The 24,420-nt window shown below is 69.1% G+C and carries 20 protein-coding genes; 7 read left to right on the top strand and 13 right to left on the bottom strand.

Annotation, left to right across the window (positions count from 1 at the left end):
• Positions 1–360: 360 nt before the first annotated feature.
• Together U9J41_RS00630 and U9J41_RS00625 are read left to right on the top strand one after the other, a co-directional pair.
• Positions 361–561, top strand: coding sequence for a hypothetical protein (locus U9J41_RS00630; RefSeq protein WP_322399672.1), 201 nt, complete (start codon positions 361–363; stop codon positions 559–561).
• On the top strand, positions 552–707 hold the full coding sequence (locus U9J41_RS00625) for a hypothetical protein (RefSeq protein WP_322399671.1): 156 nt from the start codon (positions 552–554) through the stop codon (positions 705–707). Before U9J41_RS00630 ends, U9J41_RS00625 begins: the two co-directional genes overlap by 10 nt.
• A gap of 86 nt (positions 708–793) precedes the next feature.
• Here U9J41_RS00625 and U9J41_RS00620 read toward each other — a convergent pair whose 3' ends face one another.
• The 7 genes from U9J41_RS00620 to U9J41_RS00590 all read right to left on the bottom strand — a co-directional run bounded on the left by U9J41_RS00620 (position 794) and on the right by U9J41_RS00590 (position 7,128).
• The gene (locus U9J41_RS00620; RefSeq protein ID WP_075796307.1) at positions 794–982 is read right to left on the bottom strand and encodes a hypothetical protein; all 189 of its coding nucleotides are present in this window, start codon (positions 980–982) and stop codon (positions 794–796) included.
• 193 nt (positions 983–1,175) lie between these two features.
• Positions 1,176–3,077, bottom strand: coding sequence for a hybrid sensor histidine kinase/response regulator (locus U9J41_RS00615; protein WP_322399670.1), 1,902 nt, complete (start codon positions 3,075–3,077; stop codon positions 1,176–1,178).
• A gap of 10 nt (positions 3,078–3,087) precedes the next feature.
• Positions 3,088–4,413: an ATP-binding protein gene (locus U9J41_RS00610; protein WP_322399669.1), complete on the bottom strand. Its 1,326-nt coding sequence runs from the start codon at positions 4,411–4,413 to the stop codon at positions 3,088–3,090.
• A complete protein-coding gene (locus U9J41_RS00605) occupies positions 4,410–5,438 on the bottom strand; it encodes an ATP-binding SpoIIE family protein phosphatase (RefSeq protein ID WP_322399668.1) in 1,029 nt (342 codons plus the stop codon). The genes U9J41_RS00610 and U9J41_RS00605 overlap by 4 nt, the downstream gene beginning before the upstream one ends.
• Complete coding sequence (locus U9J41_RS00600; protein ID WP_322399667.1) at positions 5,426–5,893, bottom strand: anti-sigma regulatory factor; 468 nt, start codon at positions 5,891–5,893, stop codon at positions 5,426–5,428. Before U9J41_RS00600 ends, U9J41_RS00605 begins: the two co-directional genes overlap by 13 nt.
• Positions 5,893–6,249, bottom strand: a complete 357-nt coding sequence (locus U9J41_RS00595) for an STAS domain-containing protein (protein WP_036230674.1) — start codon at positions 6,247–6,249, stop codon at positions 5,893–5,895. Before U9J41_RS00595 ends, U9J41_RS00600 begins: the two co-directional genes overlap by 1 nt.
• Positions 6,250–6,258: 9 nt before the next feature.
• On the bottom strand, positions 6,259–7,128 hold the full coding sequence (locus tag U9J41_RS00590; protein ID WP_322399666.1) for an STAS domain-containing protein: 870 nt from the start codon (positions 7,126–7,128) through the stop codon (positions 6,259–6,261).
• 250 nt (positions 7,129–7,378) lie between these two features.
• Here U9J41_RS00590 and U9J41_RS00585 point away from each other — a divergent pair, with 250 nt between their 5' ends.
• Positions 7,379–8,122, top strand: a complete 744-nt coding sequence (locus tag U9J41_RS00585) for a response regulator transcription factor (protein WP_341850614.1) — start codon at positions 7,379–7,381, stop codon at positions 8,120–8,122.
• A 15-nt stretch (positions 8,123–8,137) separates the two neighbouring features.
• Here the strand turns inward: U9J41_RS00585 and U9J41_RS00580 are convergent, their stop codons facing one another.
• From U9J41_RS00580 to U9J41_RS00565, 4 genes are all read right to left on the bottom strand, one after another.
• Positions 8,138–8,671: an RNA polymerase sigma factor gene (locus U9J41_RS00580; protein ID WP_322399664.1), complete on the bottom strand. Its 534-nt coding sequence runs from the start codon at positions 8,669–8,671 to the stop codon at positions 8,138–8,140.
• A gap of 107 nt (positions 8,672–8,778) precedes the next feature.
• Positions 8,779–9,240 (bottom strand): toxin co-regulated pilus biosynthesis Q family protein, encoded by a 462-nt coding sequence (locus tag U9J41_RS00575; protein WP_322399663.1) that lies wholly within the window; start codon positions 9,238–9,240, stop codon positions 8,779–8,781.
• 80 nt (positions 9,241–9,320) lie between these two features.
• Positions 9,321–13,475 carry a hypothetical protein gene (locus tag U9J41_RS00570; protein ID WP_322399662.1) on the bottom strand — a complete coding sequence of 1,385 codons (4,155 nt, stop codon included), beginning with the start codon at positions 13,473–13,475 and terminating at the stop codon, positions 9,321–9,323.
• 51 nt (positions 13,476–13,526) lie between these two features.
• Entirely contained in the window at positions 13,527–15,323 is a 1,797-nt protein-coding gene (locus U9J41_RS00565; protein ID WP_322399661.1) for an amidohydrolase family protein, read from the bottom strand.
• A gap of 262 nt (positions 15,324–15,585) precedes the next feature.
• On the opposite strand from U9J41_RS00565, the gene U9J41_RS00560 reads away from it, so the two are divergent.
• The gene (locus U9J41_RS00560) at positions 15,586–18,756 is read left to right on the top strand and encodes a hypothetical protein (protein WP_322399660.1); all 3,171 of its coding nucleotides are present in this window, start codon (positions 15,586–15,588) and stop codon (positions 18,754–18,756) included.
• Positions 18,753–20,063, top strand: a complete 1,311-nt coding sequence (locus tag U9J41_RS00555) for a diguanylate cyclase (protein ID WP_322399659.1) — start codon at positions 18,753–18,755, stop codon at positions 20,061–20,063. The genes U9J41_RS00560 and U9J41_RS00555 overlap by 4 nt, the downstream gene beginning before the upstream one ends.
• On the opposite strand, the gene U9J41_RS00550 is transcribed toward U9J41_RS00555, so the two are convergent.
• The gene (locus U9J41_RS00550) at positions 20,060–21,154 is read right to left on the bottom strand and encodes a type IV pilus twitching motility protein PilT (RefSeq protein ID WP_322399658.1); all 1,095 of its coding nucleotides are present in this window, start codon (positions 21,152–21,154) and stop codon (positions 20,060–20,062) included. The genes U9J41_RS00555 and U9J41_RS00550 overlap by 4 nt on opposite strands.
• 13 nt (positions 21,155–21,167) lie before the next feature.
• Positions 21,168–22,067, bottom strand: coding sequence for an SET domain-containing protein (locus U9J41_RS00545; protein WP_322399657.1), 900 nt, complete (start codon positions 22,065–22,067; stop codon positions 21,168–21,170).
• A gap of 205 nt (positions 22,068–22,272) precedes the next feature.
• On the opposite strand from U9J41_RS00545, the gene U9J41_RS00540 reads away from it, so the two are divergent.
• A complete protein-coding gene (locus tag U9J41_RS00540) occupies positions 22,273–22,959 on the top strand; it encodes a hypothetical protein (RefSeq protein ID WP_322399656.1) in 687 nt (228 codons plus the stop codon).
• 421 nt (positions 22,960–23,380) lie between these two features.
• The gene (locus tag U9J41_RS00535) at positions 23,381–24,355 is read left to right on the top strand and encodes a hypothetical protein (RefSeq protein WP_322399655.1); all 975 of its coding nucleotides are present in this window, start codon (positions 23,381–23,383) and stop codon (positions 24,353–24,355) included.
• Positions 24,356–24,420: the final 65 nt, after the last annotated feature.

The raw sequence follows: 24,420 nt of genomic DNA, 5'->3' as shown, positions 1-24,420 counted from the left end.
AGCGGATTGCGACGAACTGCAAAAATGGCCACCTGAGCGACACGGGGACGTGGCTGGCATGCATAGGCGAGCCGGTCATTATCGCGCGCCGGATGCCCTCCAAATGTCTCCGTTTGTCACGGTTTGTCATCGATGTATGCACCAACATTCATGCCATTCATGCCATTCATGCATTTGTTGCGTTAATACAAATTGATGCCCTCAACCCATTGCCATAAGGGTGATCAATGCGCCCGCGCCTCGTGCCTGCCCTGCTGGCCGGCTTGTCGCGCCCGGCGACCAGCGCACCCTGCCGGTCAACGTCAACAAGCTCGGCAACGGCTGACGGTTGTCTTCTCCGAAGACCACGGCGCGCCGACCGTGGGCGTGGCCGTCGTCTGCCACGTCTGCATGCGCCTCGAGCCGCGCAACCGCACCCACTTCGCCCACCTGTTCGAGTACCTGATGTTCCAGGGCACGCCGAACGCGCCGAAGGGGGTGTTCGACCGCGCCATCACGGGTGGCCGCGGCCGCAACAACGGTTCCACGCGGCCCGGTTGCTGGGCCGGTACGTGCCGCTGATCGTGAAGGTGACGCCGGAACAGGTGCGCGACGTGGCGAAGCAGCATTTCGCGCCGGAGAACCAGTCGATCGACGTCGGCGGCGATGCGAAGGCGGTGGGCGGGCAGTTGAAGGCGTTCGGGGACGTTACGGTGACCGACAGGTAAGCGGCGGCGCGCGCAGATGCGCAGATGCGCGGACACGCGCGCGCCTCCCGGGTGTGGGCCCGGGCGGCTTTTTCATTCCGGCGCGCTTATTTTTTCGCCGACTGCTTCGAGCCGCCGCTCGACGATTGCTTGGTCTCGCCGTGCTCGGCGCGCTGCTTGTTCACGATGCGCGACGCGACCTCTTCCTCGCGGCCTGGATAACGGTGTTCCTTCTTGAATTCGGTCTCGAGCTTCTTGTATTCGCGCTCGCGTTTCGGGCTGGCTCCCTTGGGCATGATGGCCTCCATCGGTGGCATTGACGCCGCCAGATTAGGCCGATGGAACCGCGATGTTCGTGCGATGACGCACGTTGCGCGGCAACGCGCTCCGTGGGCACGGGGTGCCCACGCCACGTGTCATTTTCCGGACGGTGCCCACGCGACGCGTCGTTTGCCGTCGGGTGGGCGGCCTCCGCCCACCGGACGTACGTCAACCCTGGAGCGCCTTTTCGAGATCTGCCAACTCCGCCGGCTTGACGAGGTGCGCATCGAACCCCGCCTCATGCGCCTTGCGCCGGTCCTCCGGCGAGCCGTAGCCCGTGTGCGCCACGAGGCGGATGGCCGAGAGATGCGGCTGCCGCTTGATCATGCGCGCCAGCTCGTAGCCGTCCACGCCCGGCAGGCCGATGTCGAGCACGATCACGTCCGGCCGCAGGTCCGACGCCATCTGCACCAGGTTGCCCGCATCCGCCGTCGTATGCGCCTCGTAGCCCATCTCGGCCAGCAGGAACGCCATCATTTCCATGGCATCCACATTGTCGTCGACGAGAAGCACCTTGCGGCCGCCGGACGCCGGCGCCGCCTGGCCGGGCGCGGCCTGCGCCGGATCCGCGCCCGGCGCCGCCGCGGCGGCCGTGCGCAGCACCGGCAGCTCGACGGTGAACGTGGAGCCGAGTCCGATGCCGGGGCTCGTCGCCGCCAGCCGGCCGCCGTGCATCTCGAGCAGGCGCGAGACGAGCGACAGCCCGATGCCGAGGCCTTCCGGCGCGCGGTCCGGCGGGACGGCGGCCTGGGCGAACATGCCGAAGATGCGCGACAGGTTGTCCTCGGCGATGCCGATGCCGTTGTCCTGAACGGCGATACGCACGACGGCATCGACCAGGGTGACTTCGACCTTGATCCTGCCGCCCTTCGGCGTGAACTTGGCCGCGTTGTGCAGCAGATTGCCCATCGACTGCGCCAGCCGGACCGGGTCGCCCATCAGCCAGATGCGGCGCTCGGGCTGGACCACGTCCAGCGTGTGTTCGCGCGCCGCGATCAGCGGACCGGCCGTCTCGAGCGCCTGGGCGATCACCGCACCCAGCTCGACCTCTTCCTGGCGCAGCGCGATCTTGCCTTCGGAAATGCGCGCCACGTCGAGCAGGTCGTCGACGAGGTGCGCCAGGTGGTCGACCTGGCGCGTGATGACTTCGCGCGCGCGCGCCTGGCGCTCGATGGCGCCGGTGCCGGACGCGCCCAGCAGCGCGGCCGCATTGCGGATCGGCGACAGCGGATTGCGCAACTCGTGCGCGAGGGTGGCGAGGAATTCGTTCTTGTTGGCGTCGGCCGCGCGCAGCAGCGCCTCCATCTCCTTCCGGCGCGTGATGTCGCTCGTCACGCGCGCCACGCGATAGACCTCGTCGCGGCTGTCGCGCACGGGGAACAGGCGGTCGCGCACCCAGCGCAGCGAGCCGTCCGGCATCATGACGCGGAACTCGGCTTCGTAATGCGGCGCGGACGGCAACGCGTCCCACAGCGACACGACGTACACGCGGTCGTCCGGATGCACGGCCGCGATCCAGCTGGACGGCTCGCGCTCGAGCGTCTCGACGGGGCGGCCCCAGATCGTCGCATAGGCGGGGCTCACGTATTCGAGCGCGCGCGCCGGCACCGAGAACATCCAGAACACGTCCTCGATGTTGTCGGTCAGCTGGCGGAAGCGCTCCTCGCTGTCGCGCAGCGCGCTCTGGGTCTGGCGCATGCGCAGCAGCGCGTTGACGTTGGCGATCAGTTCGTCGGCCTCGATCGGCGCGGCGAGATAGTTGTCGGCGCCGCCCTCCAGGCCGCGGATCTTGTCGGCGCGGCCCGTCAGCGCGGCCGACGTCTGCAGCACGAGCACCATCGCGCTGTCCGGATCGGCCTTGATGCGGCGGCACACTTCGATGCCGTTGATGTCCGGGAGCTTCACGTCGAGCAGCACGAGGGCGACGCCGCCGCGCTTGACGACGTTCAGCGCATCGGTGCCGTTGCTCGCCTCGACGACCTCGAAGCCGGCGCTCTGCAGGATCCGGGTCTTCGCGTACCGGGCGCCGTCGTTGTCGTCGACGTTGAGGATCAAAGTCGGGGTAGTCATGATGCGTTCCTCAGATGCCATCGTTGCGCGGCGCGGGGTTGGCCGGGAAGAGGCGCGGCAGCACGAGGCTGAAGGTGGAGCCCATGCCCGGCTGGCTGGCCACGTCCACGCGGCCGCCCAGGAGTTCCGCCAGCTTGCGGCACAGGGGCAGGCCGAGGCCCGTGCCCTTGCTGCGCCGCTGCAGCGGATGTTCGATCTGGCTGAACTCTTCGAAGATCAGCTGCAGGTTGTCCGGGTTGATGCCGATCCCGGTGTCGGCCACCGCGAAGATGACGGTGTCGGCGCCCGGATCGTGGCAGGCCGACACGGTCACCGCGCCCTGCTCGGTGAATTTCAGGGCATTCGAAATGAAGTTGCGCAGCACCTGCGAGATCTTGCCCTCGTCCGAATCGAACGGCGCGCCGACGTCGCCCGGCTCGAACACCAGGTCCACGCGCGCGTCGTCGACGAGCGGGCGCAGCATCCCCTTGAGCGCGCGGAACAGATTGTCGACGACGACGGGCGCCACCTGCACCTCGACCCGCCCCGCTTCGATCTTGGCCAGGTCGAGCAGGTCGTTGACGAGCTCCGACAGGTCGGCGGCGGCGGCCTCGATGTAGCGCACCTGGCGTTCCTGCTCCGGCGTCAGGTCGCCGTCCATGCGGTCCAGCAGCAGCTTGGCCAGCGCGCGGATCGACGACAGCGGCGTGCGCAGCTCGTGGCTCGTGTTCGACAGGAAGCGCGACTTCATCTCGTCGGCGCGGCGCAGCCGCTCGGCCTTGTCCTCGATTTCCGCGTACAGCGCGACGATGCCGCGGTTCGTGTCTTCCAGCTCGCGCGTCAGCGACAGCAGGTCTTCCTGGCGCTCGCGCAGCTCGGCCAATGTGGTGACCAGTTCGCGGTTCTGCAGCTGCAGCTCGTTATATGTGTTCGCGACCGGGCTGTCCTTCGCCAGCTGCGCCGCGATCTCCGACAGCCGCCCGCTGCCGACCCAGGCCTGCGCCGGCAGCAGCTTGCGCATCGTGATCGTGCCGTCCGCCACCTCGCAGTCGTCCATCAGGCGGTGCGCCGTGACGACGGCGTCGTCCGGCAACTGCCCGTGCGCGCCGGCGCCCGCGCCGATCGTCACGTCGAGGTACTGGCGCCGCTCGGCGTCGCGGATCAGGAACGCGGCGCGGCCGCCGAACGCGACCTGGCAGGCGCCGCGCGCCACCTCCGACACGGCGGTGGCGATGCGCACCTGGTCCTGCTGCGAGAACCCGAGCAGGTGCGACACCTGGCGCGCGCGCTGGCGCACGAGCACGACGTCCTGCTCGTTGCCCAGGCCGATCGCGAGGATGCGCTGCACGTCCGTCATGCCATCCTCCGGCGCGCGACCAGCACCATCGCGTCGTCGCGGCGGCGGATGAAATCGCGCATCAGCACGGCCGCCACGAGCGCGGGCGCGCGCACGTGCAGGCCGGGATAATCGCCCAGGTCCCACTGCGACTGGATGCCGTCCGAATACAGCACGCACAGCGCGCCGGGCACAAACGGCGCCGCGAATTCCTGCACCTTGCGCATATTGTGGCCGACGATGCCGTTGTGCGAGACGAGCGCGCGGCGCGCCATGCCGTCGTAGACGAGGCCGCCCACGTTGCCGATGCCGGCGAAGCGCACGTCGTTGCCGCCGTAATCGATGCGCGCCACCGACAGCGCCGCGCCGCGCGTGACGCGCAGCAGTTCATGCGCCGTCCGCAGCACTTCGGCCGGCGCGGCGGCGGGCCGCTGTTCCAGCGCGTGGATCGCGCCCGCGGCGGCCTTCGCGGCTTCCGGGCCATGCCCGAGGCCATCCACGCCCAGGAGCGTCGCGCCGTCCGCGTCGCAACTGACGGCCCAGCCGTCGCCGCAGGCGTCCTCGCCCGCGAGCGGCATGCACAGCGCCCCGACTTCCATGCCGCAGGGCGCGGGCGGCGTCGCGCCCCGCCACACGCGCATGAAGAACGCGGCGCCGCGGCCGTGCTGCGTCCAGACGTCGAATTCGTCGGCCTGGCGGCGCAGCGCGCCGAGGCCGGTGCCGGCCGTGCCGGCCGTCGAGACGCCGTCGCGCAGCGAAAATTCGAGGTCGCCGATGCCCGGACCGTTGTCGACGGCGACCACGTCCACGCCCGGCATCGCGGCGCCGGACTGGGTGCGCATGATCGTGACCGTGCCCTCGCCCGCATGCTTGAGGATGTTGGTGGCCGCTTCGGTGATGACGATCGCGAGGCGGCCGGCCTTGACGTCGTCGAAGCCGAGGGCATCCGCCAGCTTCTGCCCGGCGCGGCGCGCGGCCGCGACGTCGCTGGCGTGGGTGATCGGGAAGTTGAGCTGCGGCGACAGCGAGGTGATCAGCGTTTCCATTTGACGACCGCCACCGCGGTGCCTTCTCCCGCACGGGAATCGATATCGAAGTCGTCGACGAGCCGCTTCGAGCCGCCGAGGCCGAGCCCGAGCCCGCCGCCCGTCGTGTAGCCGTCGCGCAGCGCCGTGTCGAGGTCGGGAATGCCCGGTCCGTCATCGACGAAGATCAGGCCCACGCCCTTGCGGAAGCCGTCCGTCAGCGCGTCGAGGTAGACCATGCCGCCGCCGCCGTACTTGAGCGTGTTGCGCGCCAGCTCGCTGGCCGCCGTCACCAGCTTGGTCTGGTCGACGAGCGACAGCGCGATCGCGACGGCCCGCTCGCGCACGTGCTTGCGCAAGGCGACGACGTCCTCGTCCGAACGCAGCGGCAGCGCGGTGCGTTCGGTGCGATGCTGGCGGTGCCGCTCGAACAGGTCGGACTCGAAGCTCACCGGGTTGTTGAGAGCCGCGCTCATCAAAAATTAGTCTTTCCCAGCAGGGCCATGCCCTTCTCGACGTTGAGCGCGGTCTTCACGCCATGCAGCGTGAGGCCCAGTTCGACCAGCGTGATCGCGACGGCCGGCTGCATGCCGACCACCACGGTCTGCGCATCGAGCACGCGCGCCATGGCGGCCGTGTTGCTGATCATGCGGCCGATGAACGAGTCGACCAGGTCGAGGGCCGAGATGTCGATCAGCACGCCCTTGGCGCGGTCGCGCACGATGCGTTCGGTCAGGTCGTCCTGCAGGGTCATCGCCAGGCGGTCGTGCATGTCGACCTGGATCGTCACCAGCAGCAGGTCGCCCATGCGGAGAATCGGAATGCGTTCCATGCGCGGTCCTTATGCCGTGGTGTGGCGCTTGACGATCGACGCGCCGGTGCGCTCGAGCGCGACGAGGAACGCGTCCGCCAGCGTGGCCTTGGTCACGACGTCCTCGAGGTTCACGCCCAGGTGCACGATGGTCTGCGCGATCTGCGGACGGATGCCGCTGATGATGCAGTCGGCGCCCATCAGGCGCGCGGCCGCGATGGTCTTCATGAGGTGCTGCGCGACCAGCGTGTCGACGGTCGGCACGCCGGTGATGTCGATGATGGCGATCGCGGCGCCGGTGTCGACGATCTTCTGCAGGATGTTTTCCATCACGACCTGGGTACGGGCCGAATCGAGCGTGCCGATCAGCGGCAGCGCGAGGATGCCGTCCCACAGCTTCACGACCGGCGTCGACAGCTCCAGCAATTCCTGCTGCTGGCGCACGATGATCTGGTCGCGGGCGCGCTGGAACACCTCGATGGTGTACAGGCCCAGCTTGTCGAGCAGCGAGCTGATGGTCCACGACGTCTGGGCCAGCGCGGCCGGATCGCCGGCGAATTCCTCGTTCAGGCGCACGAACAGCGGCTGCTTCAGCGAGAACACGAAGGTCGCGGTCTCGCTCGGCGTGGAGCCGTTCCTGGCGCGGCTCGACGAGATCTCGCTCAGGATGTCGCGCACTTCGTCCCACGAACGATGTTCCATGTTCTGCAGCTCGCCGCCGCGCGTGGCATGGGCAAACGCGGCGAGAAACTGCTGGCAATGCTTGCGCAGCTGGTCTTTCGAGACGACGTTCGACCGCACGGTCAGCGCCTCCAGCTGCTCGCTCCACTCCGCGCCGATGTCGGCCTCGTGATCCTGGATGAGCTGGCTGATGCGGTTGGCGTAGTCCTGAGTCGTCATCTTTCGTCCTTTTTTGGTCGTGAAGGGTTGCGCCCTTTGGAAGGTATCTACCCTCCGAGCAATTCTGTCAAATGACCGACTATACCATTCATTTCCTGGACGACAAGGCACGATTGGACCGGGTGCGGCGACGCATTCAACGGGACAAAATAACCGTTTGCAATTATGATAGTCATCATTCACGTCGACCTCGCCATCCGGCACGCATCAAGCGGCGTCGCCCCTACCGAACAATCGGGCTCAGTTTAAGATGCGAATGAATATTGCATGTCTGATAACCAACACAGCCGTTCTGAAAGTGGTCAGTACCGCGTTCATGCAAGCCGGTGCCGAATGCGTGCATTTTACGTCCGAGGTCGTCCTGTTCCGGGCCTTGCTGCGGCAAAAATTCGACCTCATCTTCATCGACCTGGACGTCGCGCCGACGCCCGACGACGCCATCGTTTCCTGGCTTAACTGCCGCGCCGGCAACGATACGCCGGTGCTCGCGATGTCGCCCGTGCGCGATGCCCACATGACCGCACTGGTGCTCAACGCCGGGGCCGACGACCTGCTGGTCCGGCCGTTCGACGCGGTCGAATTGCTGGCCCGTGCGCATGCGCTGGTCCGCCGCAGCAATCCGCGCGGCGCGCGCCGCCGCATCGAGCTGGCGGGTTTTTCGCTCGACCGCGAAAGCAGCAAGTTTGCCTACCTCGGCACGCCGATCATGCTGACGTCGCGCGAGTTCGGTCTCGCGTGGATGTTTTTTTCTTCGCCCGGCGTGTATATCTCGCGCGAGACGATCGGCACCTCGATCTGGAGTTCGGACAGCGAGGTGGCCGGCCGCACGATCGAGCAGCACGTCTACAAATTGCGCAAGAAGCTGCAGCTGGGCGCCGAACGCGGCGTCAGCATCCGCACCGCGTACGGCCAGGGGTATCGACTGGAACTGTCGGGGCAGCAGGCCGGCACCCTCCCCGCCGGCGCCGAACCCGGACCGGACGTGCCGGCATAGCATGACAATGCCCGGTTAGCGGCCACATCCCGCGCGCACGGCGGCGCGGACGCGCGACACGCGCGAACGGACGGTGCCCACGGGAATCTGCAATTCGCAGGCCGCCGCTTCATAGGTCGAGCCGCCGTCGAGCACCGCTTCGAACGTCGCGCGGATCCCGGCGGGCAGCGCGGCGAGCATCCCGTCCACCATCGCGGCCGTCTGGCGCCACTCCAGCGCCAGCGCCGGATCGCCGTGGACGTCGGCCACCTGCGCCAGCGCCGCCTCGTCGAGCGCGTCGTGGGCCTGGGCGCACGTGCGACGCACCTGGTTCCGCGCAAGGTTCAGCGCGATGCCGAACAACCAGGTCGACGGCTTGGAGAGCCCGGCAAAACGGTCGGCGCAGCGCAGCGCTTCGATGAAGGTCTGCTGGACGACGTCTTCCGCGTCCTCGGCATTGCGCGTGTAGCGCTGCACGAACCGCAGCAGATGGCGGTGATGCGTGCGGAACAGCTGGTTCATGTCCAGGGCGGGCGGTGCGCCGGCGGCGCCATTCGGATCCATCGTCATGTTCGATCTCCAGTAACGTTGCGATGGATCAAAGATACCTGTCGATTTCGCGCAAAAAGCCGATCCGTGAGGATTGCTGAGACATTGAGAATTGTTGAGCTTTCGCCTTACCGGGCGACGATGCGCAGGACGCGGTTGCCGTCGTAGAAAATCGCCTTCATGGGCGTGTCGGCCGTCGACATGCTGCCGGCGACCGCCTCCACCGCCGCGGTGAAGCTGCCCTTGATCTCGGTGCGCGCCGACACCGCGTAGTCGATGGGCAGCTCCCACACCAGCTGCCAGCCCGCCGCCTCGGCCCAGCGCGTCAGCGCGGCCTTCAGCGTCCCGTCGGCCGGCGTGACGTCCCAGGACGGCACCGCCGCCGCTGCCGGCGGCGGCGCGGCGGCGGCGTCGTCGCAATCGTCGTCGTCCAGCGCCTGCGGCCTGACGGGAGTGGTCGAAAAGAACGCGCCGGCGGCCGGCGCGGGATCGGCGGCGCGGGCCCCGGCGCCGGCCAGGCACAGCGCGGCGCCCAGTACGAAAGCGGACAGCGTGCCGCGGGCGTGCGATGGTTGGGTCAACGGATGCATGATGGACTCCTCGTTCAGTGGTGGCGGACTCACGATGAGTCGCGCCACGCCGCATCCGGTTCGCCCGTGCGCCGGCTATTTCACGCGGCGCCGCCGGCCCGCGCGGCCTGCTCGCGCTCGCGCGCCTGCGCACGCACGTCCGCCAGGCTTTCCTTGACGATCGCGGCCTGGAGATCCGTCAGCGGGGTGCCGACGTGGCGCACGTCGACCAGGCGGTCGGCGGTGGGCTGCAGCGTCGCGGTGCGGGTATCGGGAATCGGATCCTCGGTCATGCCCTTGGTTTCCCGGCGCTTGAAGACGAGCGGCGTCTTCCAGTTGAACTGGGTGGCCTTGTTGTTCATGTCCCCGGCCGCGACCAGGTACTTGACCGCCTGGTCGCGCTCCCCTTCGAACATGTCCGCATTGACCGCGCGCATCACGACCGCCATCCCATGGTGTCCCGCCGCCTCGGCATTGGCGATGGCCGCGTCGATGCCGCGGTGGGCCCACTGCTGCTTCGATTCCAGCTTCACCGAGAAGCGGTCGGTCTTGTTTTCCATGAGGGCGCGGACGAAGTTCATCAGCACTTCGCCGCACATCTTGCCGATTTCCTTGTCGACCATCTGTTTCTGTACCTGGTCGACCGTCGTGCCGGCGCGCTGTTCCACGAGGGCCGCGTGCAGGTCCTGCTTGAGCGACAGCTCGGTGGCCAGGGCCGCCGCCGCGGACGCCGGCAACGGCTCTTCCTGGATGTCGTCATGCGGATCGCTGCCGGCGAGCCGGCGTTGCAGCACCGCGATCTCGCCCTGCAACCGGGCGATGTCCTGCTGGCGTTCCGCGAACTTCGCCTGCGCCGGCTCGGCCAGCCGGGCCATGAGCTGGTCGCGGAATCCCTTGTCGACGACTTCCTGGACGCGGTTGCTGACCGACGGCATCGCCTCGAGCAGCACGTCCATCGCCTTGTTCATGTCGCGGCTGTAATCGCCGTATTCCGACTTGTAGGCCTTCAGCTTGTCGGTGCCGACCGGCTTCTTGTCCTTGTATTCGCGGCCGCCGACGTTCGCCGTGAGCGAGCCCGTCGCCCCGGCCTGCACCGGAACGCCGAGCAGCTTCTTGCCGTCCGTGATGCCGGTCTTCTTCTTCGCCTCGGCGGTGGTATGGCGGGTATTGATGCCGAAGAAGGCGTCCGTGATCAAGGTCTTCTTGACGGTGTCGTAGAATTCGCGCGCCTCTTGCTGGTTGCTGGACGCCATCTTGTCTTCGTTCACGGTGAACTTCATGGTCGCACCGACGCCCGTGCGCACCGGGTCGTTCTTCCCCTTGGGCGAGGCGCCGAATTTCTCCTTGTTGTACTTGAGCGCCACGCGGCCGGGCGTGAACGCGTTCTCGTTGCTGACGGTCGAATACTCGCGCACCTCGTCGTCGATCGTGAAGGGCGAATCGAGCTTGTCGCACAAGGCTTCATAGGCCGAGCCGTAGTGCTGGTATGCCGGCTTTTGCGGGTCCCAGTCGACGAGGATGTCGACGGCCTTCTTGAGCTGCGTGCGCGCTTCGTCGAGGTCGCGCAAACCCTTGACCGGCTCGATCGAGAACTTCAGCACGACCGCCGGATCGGTGCGCTGCTTCTCCTCCTTCTTCCAGCTGATGCCGGGGAAGCGTACGTCGAGGCAGGTCTTCTTGAGCGCCTTTTCCGCGTGCGCACTCAGGATCTCCGGCGCCATCGATGCGCCCAGGCTGGTGCTGGCCGCCTTTTCCGACATGCGCCCCAGGGTCAGCTGCACGCAGTCGTTATTCGCCTGCACGTTGACGATGGTGCCGGCGCTCTTCGAGCTTCCGAAGGTGGCGCTCAGGCTGGCGAACGGGATCGGCAGGACCAGCGGAATGGCCATCTTGAATTGCCTGGCGTTGATGGTATCGGTGCGGTCGCCCAGCGCGGTGCGGTCGATGGCATCGTGCAGGAACGTGCGGATCTGCTCCGGTCCCTCCAGCGCGCCGCCCTCGGCCAGCCGCACCAGGTTGCCCAGCGACGCCAGCCGTTGCATGGTGTCGCCCCGTTCCGCTTCGGGCAGGACGCCCTTCACCGCATCCTGCAACAGCGCCAGCGCGCCATGTCCCGCCTCCAGGTCGCGCAGCAGCGGCGCGGGGGCGCGCGCCACCGAGACATCCGTTCCGGCCGCGTCGAGGATGGCTTGCTTTTCCTTGGCCTTCAGCGGATTGGACCAGATTTCGCTGCCCGAATTGAACGTGCCTTCCTTGCGCGTGAATGCGCGCTTGGCGGTGGTCAGGAGTTTCTCCGACCCGCGGTGCTTGCTCATGTAGTCGCACAGCGCCGCCAGCAGCCTGGCATTGCCCTGCTGGGCGAGGGTCGCGCCGGGCCGGGCCAGCGTGGCGTGGGCGAGCCCCTTGAAATCGGCCAGCACCTGGGTGAACTGCGCCCTGGCCTCGTCCGCCACCACGCCGCGCCCCTTGGCGTCGAAATGCTGGTGGACCTGGTTGACCATGGTGCTCGGCAACGCCATCGTCGTCTTGAAACCTTCGAACGCCTGCACCACGTTCTGCAGGTTGTCGTGGTGCCACACTGCGCTCTTGACCATGGCCCAGTCGCGCCGCGCGGGCGTGCCGACGGCCGGTTTCTCGCCGGTCGCCAGTTCGGTGCGCATGGACGTCATCGCCGACAGCATGCGCGCCTTGTGCGCCGCGTCGCCGTTGGGCTCGGCCGCGAGGCGCTGGTGCTCCTGGGTGCAGCGGAAGAACGTCTGCACGTCGCGCCAGTCGACCTTGGCGGCGCGGTGCGCCGGGTTGGCCGCCAGCAGCGAGTTGACGGCATCGGGCAGCTGGTGCGCGCCCATCTGCCAGATCGCCACGAGATCCTGCTCGCCCTGCGTGGGCGGCGTGCCGGCGGTCCGGCTCGCGACGGTGGCGCCGATGATCTGGTGCACGCTGTCGTTGGCCAGCGACTTGTAGACGTCGATGCAGCGGTCCGGATCCCCGCCGGTCACTTTCTCCGCCATGTCGACGATGTGCATCAGCTGCGCCGGCGCCAGTTCCGCATCCTTGTGCAGCGTATCGCCCGCGGACTGGCGCAGCTTCCCGGCGAGCGCGGCGAGCACCTGGCGGGTTTCCGTGCGCTGCGCCGGATTCATTGCCGTCAGCGCGGGCAGGTGCGCGACCAGGTCGTCCATGCAGGTCTGCTGCATGGTCACGACGCGCGCCTTCAGGGGGGCCACCGTGTCGCCCAGCAGCTGGTCGGCAACCGAGAACTTGGCGCCGAGGTCGCGCAGCTTGGCCGCTTCGCCCTGCCAGTGCTGCGCTTCGGACGGCAGCGGCGCCGTGCCGGGAAGCTCGTACGCGCGCCCGGCGGTCAGGTCGCGCACGCGGCGGCCCACCAGCGCATCGCGCACCGCCGCCCGGTTCTCGTCCAGCTCGCCCGGCGCGGACCGGTTCTCCAGCCTGGGCTCGGCGACCGCCATCGCGGCCACGCCTTCCAGGTACTTGGCGGGCAGCTCCAGCTGGCGGGCCAGTGCCGGCATCATCAACGCCATGCCCTTGGCGCGCCCCTGGTCGCTCACGTGATCGTTGAGGGTTCGGTAGCCTTGGAAAAACTTTTGCACGGATGCCCCGACCAGGTCGAGGCGCGCACTCTCATAGGCCGTCTTCGTCGCCTCGGACGGCTCGTGCGCGAACGCCGCCAGCGCATGGTCGGCCGCCGCACGCACGTCGTCGATGGCGTCGGCGGCGATATCGCGCTGCGCGACGCCGCGCTGGGCCAGGGGCGTCTGCGACTGCTGGCGCAGCTCGGCCACTTCCCCCTTGAGCGTGGCGACGGTGGCGTGGATGGGCGAATCGGACGGCGCCGTATCGGCGATCTCGTTGGCCGTCTTCAGCCGCGCTTCCAGGACGGCCAACCGTTCGACGACGGCATCCGTCCGCGCCACGACCTGGCGCGCCTGGTCCGGCATGCGCGTCTGGTTGCGCTGCTCGGCGCGCGCCAGCATCGTGGTCAGGCTCTGAGTGCCGGACGCGCCGGTCCTGGCGGGCGGCAGGTCATACGTGCGCCAGTTCGAGCTGATCTTTTTCTTGTCGCCGTTGAACTTCCATGTGTTCTCCGTGCCCTTCGTCCCGAAGACGTTCAGGCCGATGGTGCCGCCCAGCTTGCTGATCGTGATCTTGTTGCTCGGCTTGATCGTCCGTGCCGACGGCAAACCGCCCGGCTGGGCGGCAAGGCTCGCCGTGGTTGGGGCCTTAATTTTGGTCATCTGATTCTCCTGATGTGCGACTGCGGGACGAGGGCAACGGCGGCGACGTGCTTACGCGGCGCCGAACATCCGGCGCAGACGGGACGGCCGCGATTTCTTATCGGTGGCGGTGAGCGCCGCCACCCGCGCATCCTGCTGCGCCTTGATCTTCTCCAGGTGCGCCTTGACCTGGGCCGGCGTCTCCTTCGGGCGCGGCGCGGCGGCAAGCCGTTTCCCGTTCACGTCCACGCCCGCGCCGGCATACGCCGCATCGCGCGCCGCGCGCAAGGCGCCCGGATCGATGTGGGGCCCGGCATTGACACGGCCGTCGCCCGACGCGCGCAGGCGCTGCTCGACGAATCCGGGCGTGAGCACATGCTGCTCGAACGCGCGCACCTTCGGGCGCGCGTCGACCAGCAGGCGCTCGTAGTTCCCGGTCTTGACGGCGATCCGCGCCTCGGGCGTCAACTTGTCCAGCAGCGGCTGGTAGAGAACCCCGGTCTCTTCCCAGGTCGCCTTTTCCTGCGGGTTGAGCGCGTCCGAGCCGAACAGGAAACGGTCGGGATGATCGTTGATCAGCTGCGCCCAGGCCTGCACCGATTCATGGTCCGGCACCTCCTTGCCCTCGGCATCGGTCTTGAGCACGATCTGGCGCGCCACGCGCGACCACGAAATGTCGATGTTGATGTGCTTCATTTCCGGATTCGACAGGATAGCGCGCAGGTTGTCGGCATGGTCGACCGGCTTCTGGACGAAGCGTCCGACCCCACCGCAGTGCGCCCAGATGATGGTCGTATCGCGCGTTTCGGGCGAGGCGAACAGCTGTTTCAGGTTGTCCAGGTGCGCCGGCTGGCCAACGCCATTGGCGCGCTGGTTGGCGGTCGAGTCGACGTCGCAGTGCAGCACCACCGGCATGCCGACCACGCCGGCCGTGGCCACCAGATTCTTGAACGATTGCACGTTGTCGGTCAGGTTGGCCTGGCGCGCGCCTTCGTACTGGCTTTGCACCAGTTCCTTGTGTATCGTCACCTCGCCCACGCCGGTGAACATGCCCGGATGCGTGGCCAGCTTGAACAGCAGCGCCTGGGGACTCAACGGCGACCCCAGGTGCAGGCCGGTGACCATCGGATCGAGCCGGTCGCGCTCGGCGTGGCTCAGCTGGGAAATATTCATGAACAGCGCCGTGTCCGCATCGACCTGCTGGTTCAGCATCAGGTGCGCGCTGCCCTTGATGGTCTGCTCGACCTCGGCAGTCAATTCCTGCGGCTTGATGTTGGCGAACTGCGCCGGCACGTAGTACGACTCGGCCGGGATGTGGTTGTGATCGCCGTGGTCGCCGCACGGCATGACGTCGGTCGGGATCGGCGACATCACGGAGCGGTGGATACCCACCTGGTCCATCATCGCGAGCATCTGGCGCGGCACCATGCCTTGCTGGGTGTAGTTGGTGGGGTGGAAGTGCGAATCCGACATCCAGTGGCCCGTCGTCAGCCTGTCGGCCTGCGCGCCGGGCAGGCGGGATTGCACGTCGCCCTGCTTCATCTTCGCGAGCGTGGTCGTCACGGCGCCGACCAGTTCGGCCGACTTGCGCGGCGAGCCCACTTGCGCGCCCGCGGCCTGCGCGGGCAGCTCGGCCACCGTCACCGATGCGCTCAGGTCGTCGAAGATGCGGGTCGTGGCGATCCGGACCCGGTTGCCCCCGCCGGCGGAGGATGTCGGCGCCGAGGTGCCCGGCGCGCCGGGCGCGGCCAGCGGCGAGCCGCCCTTGCTGCGCGAGGCGCGCGGCGGACGCGAGGCGGAAGTCGGGTTCCCTGCCGAGTCCGGTGCCGGCGGGATCGGATGCGATGGTGCCTGGTTAACGCGTGTCATATGGTTTCCTTAAGCAGAAGTGATGGATGCCCCGCGCAAAGCGGTGGGGCGCGGGAAAGCTTAATCAGCCACTGGCGCGCGCGCGGCACCGCCAGCGAAGCGGCACCACCTCCAGCGAAGCGCCGGCCGGGCGCGCGCGCCGCTTCGCTGGCAGCCACGGCAGTTCGCCGCGCGCCCGCCGCCGGCGCGCGGCGCCGCCCCATACTTGGCCTGCCTCGGCAGCCTGCCTCGTGCACGTGCCCCCACTTCCGTAGAGACGCCCATGCCATCATCGACCCGACTTTCCGGCGCCAGCTCATCCGACACCCATGAGATCGCCCACCCCAACGACACGCCGGCGCAGCCCACGCGCCCGGCGCCGACCCGGACCCCGCCCAGCCGCCGCAACGACGGCTGGATCGCGGCCATCAAGCGCAAGCTCGCCCCGCGTCCGATGACCACGTCGAGTTCCTTGCTCGGCAGTGTCACCAAGGCGCGTCCCATGACCGCGCGCGCCAAGCTCGGCCTCGCGCCCGACGACGCGCGCAAGCCGGACCCGCACGCCACCACCCAGGCGGCCGCCCTGCGCCACGGGCGCAACGTCGCCCAGACCGTCGGCGGCGCCGCCCAGACCGGTCCGGCGCGCGTGGCGCCGGACACGCCCATCGTCGAACCGGGCGGCACCGAGGCGGTGGCCGCGAGCCTGTTCAATCGCGCCGGCCTGGGCGACAGCCATGAGCTGCCGGCCCGGATCGCGGCCGACCTGCGCCTCTACCTGGCCGCGCCGCGGCACGCCGGCGCCGACGTGGCGGCCGAGGCGGCCGGGCGCCAGGAACTGGTGCTGCGGCGCATGTCCCAGGCCTTCGGCGACGACGCCGCCGCTGCCCGCGGTGCGCTGGACGGCCTGGTGGCCGCCCCCACGCCGCTGGCCGTCGAGGATGGCGCGTTCGAGCTGGCGCGCCGGCTGGCCGCCACGGCGCTCGGCCATTCGACCTTGAACGCCTTGTGCGCACTGGACCGCGCGCGGCCCGCCGATACGGCGCTCGACGCGGCCATGCGCAACGACGCCCAGCGCCTGGCCTTCACGGCCGCCAACACCCTGATCGACGCCTTGCCCGAGGGCGCGCCGCGCCCGGCCAGCCTGGCCGAGGTCAGCGCGATTGCCGTGGCGGCGCTGGCGCCGCACGACCGCCCGCACGGCACGCCGTCGCAGGCGCCGCCGGCGCCGATGAAGGGCAACGTCAGCCTGGCGGCCAAAGCCTTCCTCGCCGCGCACCAACTGGCCGCCAGCCCGGAAGCCGAGCCGGAACGCCATCTCAAGAACGCGTATTTTTCCTGGCGCTGCGGCTTCACGGAAGAAGGCCCGGGCACCCCGCTGGCGCGGGCCCAGGCGCGCATGTTCAAGTTGTCGCGCTATGCACGGCGCGCCAGCAACCCCGGCATGCTGGCGGCCCTGCGGCGCGCGTTCGGCTTCAACAAGTCGCCCATGTCGGCCCTGTCCATGGGCACCGGCGGGGCCAGCCTGCGCCAGCCGGAGGACGATTTCCTCAAGGCGAAGGTGATCCAGGACCTGGGCGACGTGTTGACCGAACGGGCGCAGGCGCGCGGCACCGCCCCGCTCGACGGGCGCATCGACGCCGCGCTCAAGGGCGCCGCGCTCGAGCAGTGGTACGCGCGCACCGCGCACAAGGGCTGGCGCGACAAGACCACCGTCACGCCGTCCATGCGCAAGGCCATCGCCGCGCGCGCCGCCGAGCTGGCCGGCGTCAGCGTGAGCGAAGTCAAACTCAACCCCGCCTATCGGGAGCTCAAGGGGACCCGCTCCGTGCTGCGCCCGCGCGGCGGCGCGCAGCTCGACGTGGCCACCCTGCGCCAGTGGATCGGGCAGTGCGAGCCGGACGGCGCCGAAGCCGCCGCCCTGCACGCCGGTGCCGACCAGCTGGCCACGCTGGAGCACAATGGCGAAGTGCCGCTCGACACCTCCACCCCGCAAACGGTGCTCCAGAACTTCAGGCGCGTGATCACCGAGCCGCGCATGACGTATGACGTGCGGCTGACCAACGGCGGCCAGTACGGCGTCAACTTCAACGTGGCGGACATGCTCAACCTCCCGGTGATCAAGCACATCCCGTTCGTGCCCTTCGCGCTGGCCGGTCCGGACGTCAAGCTGGTGCACGGCCGCATGGCGATGATCAACGGCGGCTCGTCGGCCAACCACGGGCAGCTGTTCATCGGCAGCGACCGGCGGGTCTCCGGCCATCTGGGCGCCAGCGCCACGGCCGGCGTCACCCTGCTGGGCAAGCGCCTGGTCGCCAGCGGCACGGTGCAGGCGCTGCCGCTCATGGTCGACACGGCCAGCCCGAAAGGGGTGATGGTGCGCTGCCGCTTCCAGCCGATCGGCCCGGCGCCGGCCGGCCATCCCGATCCGTGGCGTGCCAAGCTGCTGTCGGTGGTCGATACCGCGACCGCAAGCGGACCGAGCGGTGGCTTGCCGACCGACGTCAACTCCATGTGGGATGCACTGTCGCACACCTTTTACAAGGACCCCGACGTGTCGCTCAACTGGCTCGAGTCGCGCGCCAGCTCGGTATCGAGTTCGATCGGCGCGTCGGCCGGCGCGCGCTTCCAGCACAATGGCTACAAGGTGGGGCCGAATCTCCAGGCCGGCACCACCAGGACCTGGTCGACCCGGGTGCGCCGCCAGGAAACGCCAGGACCGCTGCGCGCCGAATTTGCCGGCAGCGCGAGCTCGCGCCAGGTCGGCGTCGCGGCCACCCTGGTCGCCGCCGCCCCGCCGCTGGGCAGCTTTTCCGGGGAGACCGGGCACGTCGCCTCGATGGTGCTGCCGAGCGCATCGATCGTCGGCGTCGGCACCACCATCCTGCAGTCGGAAACCGGCTCGGTATGGCGCATCGCCGAGGAGGACGGCCACATCGACCCGGCCCTGACCTACCGCGACACGACCTTTACCAGCATGAAGGAGATGAAGCGCTACGTCGACAGCCGCCGCGCCGGCTGGGATGCGGTCTACCCCAACCAGCCGCCCGATACGCCCGATCCGGCCGAGCCGATCGACGCCTACCTCGACCGTGTGGAGGAGGACGCGACGGCGGGCAACCAGCTGTTTGCCGAGCGCGTGTGGCTGCGTCCGGACGCGGCCCGCCAGATCAACGTGCTGCGCGAACTGCGCGACGCGCTGGTGGCGCCGGACGCCCAGCCAAGCCGGGACCAGGCGGCGCAGATCGCCGCACGCAACGCGCAGATCAGCGCCCTGCTCGAATCGAACCGGAGCTGGGACAAACGCTTTTTCTACTCGCTGGAAATCACCGGCGAGTCGCGCGCGGTGGGGCCGAACTTCATGGTGACCGGCCAGCAAGTGTCGGAGGTCGCGCATCCGCACCAGTTGAGCGTGCTGCGCGCCGAACGTCCGGTGCCGCCGGCCGAGCGTCCATGACCGCCCTGCCCGCGGTGCCGGCGCTTGCACCGAAGCCGGCCAGGCGCGTCTGCCTGCTCGGCGACAACGCCCTCCTCGCCCGCGACACCGCGCTGCAATTGCGCGCGGCGGGCTTCGACGTCGCGGTCGCGACACAGGTCGACCAGCTCGCCGCCCAGGAAGGCCTGTGCTGCATCGTCGTCGACCCGGCCGGCCACGGCAGCCGCTTCGCCGATCCGGCCTGCGCCGCCGCCATCCGCGCACGGTGCGCGGTGCCGGTGCCGATCCTGTGGCTGGCTCCCCTGAACAAGTTCGAGGCGCGCCTCGCCGCGGCCCGCGCCGGCGTGGACGGATTCCTCGCCAGGCCGCTGGAAATCGACGAACTCAAGGCACGGATCGAGACCCTGGCCCGGCGCCTGGACCAGCCGCCCTGCCGGGTGCTGGTGGTCGCCAGCGACGCCGCCCGCCACGACGGGATCGACGAGGCCCTGGCGCAGGCCGGGATGGAAGCACTGCGCCTGCACAAGCCGCTCGATCTGGTCGCCACCCTGAGCCGGCACCATCCGGACGCGATCGTGATCGACGTCGACACGCCCGCCTGCACCGGCATCGACCTGGCCATGCTGATCCGGCAGGATCCCGCCTTCCTCGACCTGCCCGTGCTGGTGCTGTCCGACGACCGCGATCCCGCCACGCGCCGGCGCGCGGTGGCGGCCGGCGTGGACGATTTCCTGGCGCCGCCGGGCGCGCGGGCCGACCTGGCGGTCGCGGTCATGCTGCGCGTCGAGCGCTCGCGCGCGCTGCGCAGCCTGATCATGCGCGACGGCATGACCGGCCTGTACAACCACGTCTCCATCAAGGAACAACTGCTGCGCGAAATGGCGCGCAGCAAACGCGACGGCAGTCCGCTGGCGCTGGCCATGGTCGACCTGGATTTCTTCAAGAAGATCAACGACACCTACGGCCACCCGGTCGGCGACCAGGTCATCCGCGCCATCGCCCACCTCCTGCAGCAGCGCCTGCGCCACGGCGACCTGATCGGCCGTTACGGCGGCGAGGAGTTCGCCGTGATCATGCCGGCGACGACCGCGGCGGCGGCGGCGCAGGTGCTCGACGGCATCCGCGAACTGTTCGGCACCGTGGCGCACAAGGCCGACGAGACGGTGTTCCACGCCACCTTTTCCGCCGGCGTGGCGGACCTGGACGCCGCCGGCGGCGATCCCGATCCTGCCGCCCTGTTCCGCCTGGCCGACGAGGCCCTGTACGACGCCAAGCATGGGGGCCGCAACCGCGTCGCGCTGGCGCACGCGGCGGCCGGCCGCGGCTAGCGCATGCTGCCCAGCATGTCGTGCAGCTCGAGCCGGTTGTAGGCCGCGCGCATGGCGTCGCGCGCGGCGACGGCCTTCTGTCCCACCAGCTGGACCAGCACGTCGTTCAGGCTGCGCGACATGGTGTCTTCCCTGCGCCGCAGGACGTCCTCGATCTGGTGCATCTTGTCCGGATCGGCGATGAAGCGCGCCAGCTGCTGGTTGTGATTGAAGAGGATTTCGTGGGCCAGGACCACGGCGTCGCCGCGCTCGTTCGGCACCAGGCTCTGGAAGATCACGCCGACCAGCGACCGCGCCAGCCCCGCCGCGCGCTGGCCGCGCTGCTCGGCCGGAAAAAAGCCCAGCAGCCGGGTGAGCGCGCCGACCGCGCTGTTGGTGTGCAGCGTCGCCAGCACCAGGTGCCCCGATTCGCCCGCGTGCAGGACCGTCTCGGCCGTGTCGACGTCGCGGATCTCGCCGACCATGATCACGTCCGGCTTCTGGCGCATCGCTTCGCGCAGGCCGGACGAAAACGACGCCGTGTCGGTCGGCACTTCTTTTTGCGAAATGATCGACTGCTTGCGCTGCAGCTGGTACTCGATCGGTTCCTCGATGGTGACGATGTGGGCGCTGCGCGTGGCATTGATGTGGTCCAGCATCGACGCGATCGTCGTCGACTTGCCCGAGCCGGTGGGACCGGTGACCATGATGACGCCGCGGGCCGCCTCGACCATCGTCCGCGTGTGGGCCGGCAGCCCGGTCTGCGCCAGCGGGATGGGACGCAGCGGCAGGCGCCGGATCGACACCGTGACCCTGGCGCCGCCCGCGGACCGGTAGACGTTGCAGCGCAGCCGGTAGTCGGTCAGCGCGAACGGCCGGTCGATGGCGCGGTCGGCGATGCGGCCTTTCCAGTTCTCGTCGATCGCGCCGAGCACCGGCACCATGTCCTCGAGCGTGACCGGTTCGGCGCTCGCCTGGCGCCAGCCGCGCGGCGTCTTGATCATCATGGGCATGTCCTGTTCCAGGTGAATGTCCGAAAAAATCTGGTCGGAATTCACCAGGGACACCAGTTCGTCGAGCAGGTCGCGGACAAGGCTGAAGTCGCTGGGCATGGGGCGCCGCGCGCTAGCCGGCAAGGTACATGGGCCGGTACACCGCGCCGATGACCTCGGCCGAATGGCCATAATTCCAGCGCAATTCGGTGCCCGCGGCGACGTCTTCGGCGGCGAAGAAGGCGCCGATCGAAAAGCGCCGGCCGCCTTCGGCGATGACGTGGAAACGCACGACCTTCAGGTTGTAGCCCTCCCCGGCCTGGGCCACCGGCAGGCCGCCGGCGTCGTAGGCGAGCCGCGTATTGGCCATCGCCAGGATGTTCTCGCCGTCGACGAAGGCGAGATGTTCGCCCGACACGGCGGACAGGATGAACGCATCGTCGGCGCACGCGAAGTACATGGCCGGCGTGAGCAGCTGGCCGCCGTACACGCCCAGGCATTCGCCGTAGCGCAAGGGGCGCGCGGCGAATACCCCGAGCTGCCCGACCAGCACGCGCTCGCGCGGATCGGTGAGGTCGGCGGCCGTGATGGCGCGGCAGACCAGGCGCTCGCGGTAGGCGGCGGCCAGCGCCGCCTCGCCGGCATCGGGATCGACGAACGGCAGCACCGCCTCGCGGCGCGGGTCCTCGCACGCGCCGAAGCGGTCCGGCCCGTCCGACACGGCGACGATGTGGAGCGGCCGGTGCGCCGCGTCGCGGAACGGGTAGCGCCCGTCGAGCAGCGGCGAATACGGCAGCCGCGTGACCGGGCGGCGCTGCTTGAAGCGCTCGAACATGGCGGCCAGGTGGGCCAGCGCTTGCGCTGCGGCGTGTGCGTCGCCGGCCAGCGTGGCGCCGATGCGCGCCTTGAGCGCCGGCACGCTGTCGAATACCGCATCGTGCGCCGCCGTGCCGGGCAGGCGTTCGGCCTGCGCCAGGCAGGTGTCGATCGTCTCGATCATGGATTGCACGCGGGGGTCGGTCGCTGCGGTCATGGGGTCTCTCGCTTTCTCGGGTGGGCCGGGCTGGTCGGCAGTGGCGCCACGATAGCCGCCCCGGCGCGCGGCCGGCGGCGTGGATGCGAAGCGCGGCGCCGGGAATGCGAAACTTCGCTGGCGGCGCGGCCGGATCGCTTCCCCACCGCACCGGGCACGCGCGGCGCCCTACGCTGGACGTGCCGACCAACCAACCGGGTTCCCCATGCCACAACTTCGCATCACGGATTATTTTCGACCGGTGACCGATCCGGGGCCGTCGTCCCCGGCGCCGGACCCGGCACCCGCCCGCGCCCCGCGCGCCCCACGCGGCGGCACGGTGGCGCCGGAACTGCAGGCGCGCGCGCCGCAGCCCTATGCGACCGGGACACTGAACCGCGACCATGCGCGCGTCGACCTCGGCGCGAAATTCGCGGCGTTCTCGGAACGCATGCGGTGCGAACAGGCGCCGCCGGCGCCGGCGTACGTCCTCAGTCACACGCGGCAGCCTGCGCCGCAGTACGTCCTCGATCACATGACACAGCCGGCGCCGGCCGCCGGGCCTTCGTCGGCCACGCCGCCGCAGCCGCAGTACGTTCTCAGTCACATGACGCAACCCGCGCCAGCACCAACGGACACGCCTGCACCGGCCACGCCGCCACAGCCGCTATACGTTCTCAGTCATATGACGCAGCCCGCGCCGCCGCCGGCGTCCGAGCCCGCGCCGACCACGCCGCAAGCGCATGCGCCCCGGCAGCCGCTCTACTACCTCAACCACAATCCGAACCCGGTCTACGCGGACCCGTTCGCGCGCGAGAACCGTCATTCGTACTTTGCGGGCCGGATGACCGACCTGCTGACCGGGCTGCCCAACCGGTTCCTGCCGCGCCGACGCCGCAACGGCGGCGTCTGAGCCGGCGGTCAAGCCGGGGACGCGCCGTCCGCATCCACGCCCGCGCCCGCATACGCCGCATCGCGTACGGCGCACAAGGCGCCGGGATCGTAGCGTGGGCCGTCGCTGCCGCGGCCACGCATCGAGCACCCCCGAGCCGAACAGGAAGCGGTCCGGATGATCGTCGATCAGCCGCGCCCACGCCCGCACCGATGCGCAACATGATCTGGCGGGCCATGCGCGCCCACGACAGGTCGACGGGCCGTTCGACGAAGCGCCGGCCGGACTTCGGCGCCAACCGCACGTCTTCGCATCCCGCCCCGGCCAGGAAGGACCGCTCCCTTACGCTACGGTCCAGGAGGATCGCGTTCGCGATTCTGCGCGGCCAAGTTTTTTCACTCTCCCGTAACCCAACGCGCGCCTGCGCATCGAGGAGCACAGCATGAGCAGTATTTTTACAAAAATGAAACACGCGTTCCAACATCTCGGCCACGATATCGAGAAGGCCGCCGGTGCGGTCGCCCACGGCGTCGAGGACCTCGCGAAGAAACTGGCGCACGACGTCCTGAACGTGTTGAAGGATGCGCTCGACCTGACCGAAGCGCTCATGGAGGGCAACATGAAACTGGCGCTGCAGGACCTGGCCAAGCTCGGCTCGGACCTGGAAAAGACGGCGGCGGACGCGGCCACCGGCACCGCCGACATGGCCCTCAAGACGCTCGGCGACCTCCACCTCGGCAAAGGCTTCGACCATCTCGTCGACGACGTCGAAAAAGGCCTGGAGACCGTCAAGGATGCGATCAACAAGGGCACCGACGCCGGCCTGAAGGACCTGGTCAATTCGGCCGAGGGCATCGTCGAACACTCGCTCAGCGCCGTCAAGGATCTGGCGCATGGCGACCTCAAGGGCATGATGGGCGAACTGGGCCACGTCGGCGAGGACGCCCTCAACCTGGCCGCCGACCTGACCCCGGAAGGCATGGGCAGCACGATCGCGGCCTCGGCCCTGTCGGCGCTGCACATCGGCAACGACCAGATCAATGGCGCGATTGCCGGCCTGATGCATGGCAGTGTGGGCAAGGTGGTCAAGTCGGCGGTGGAAACCGGCACGAACGCGGGCGCGACCGCGTTGGCGAACGGCACCGCCAGCGACGCGGTCTTCGGCGGTGCTGCGGTGCTGACGGCGGCGTCCCTCGTTCCGGGCGGACGCGGCAAGAAAGGCGGCCACACGACCAGCCGCGTGTCGACGGCGCCGCCGAAGCCGTCGAAAGGCGAGCACAAGACCGAGCACAAGGACGACAAGAAGAAGGACAAGAAAGACGGGAAGGACAATGACCAGGGCAGCGACAAGTCGCCCCGGATCTTCGTCCTGCCGACGAAAAACGATGCGTTCACGCGCAACGTGAAGCGGGTGTAGGACCTGCCGGCATGCCGTCCAGTCTCAGCTGGACGGCATGACGTCGAAGGACTCGTCGACGTGCT

The sequence above is a fragment of the Massilia luteola genome (assembly GCF_034420155.1).
Lineage (GTDB): Bacteria > Pseudomonadota > Gammaproteobacteria > Burkholderiales > Burkholderiaceae_D > Telluria > Telluria luteola.
Note: the sequence above shows the minus strand (reverse complement) of the source record. Positions and strands in the feature narration are given on the sequence as shown.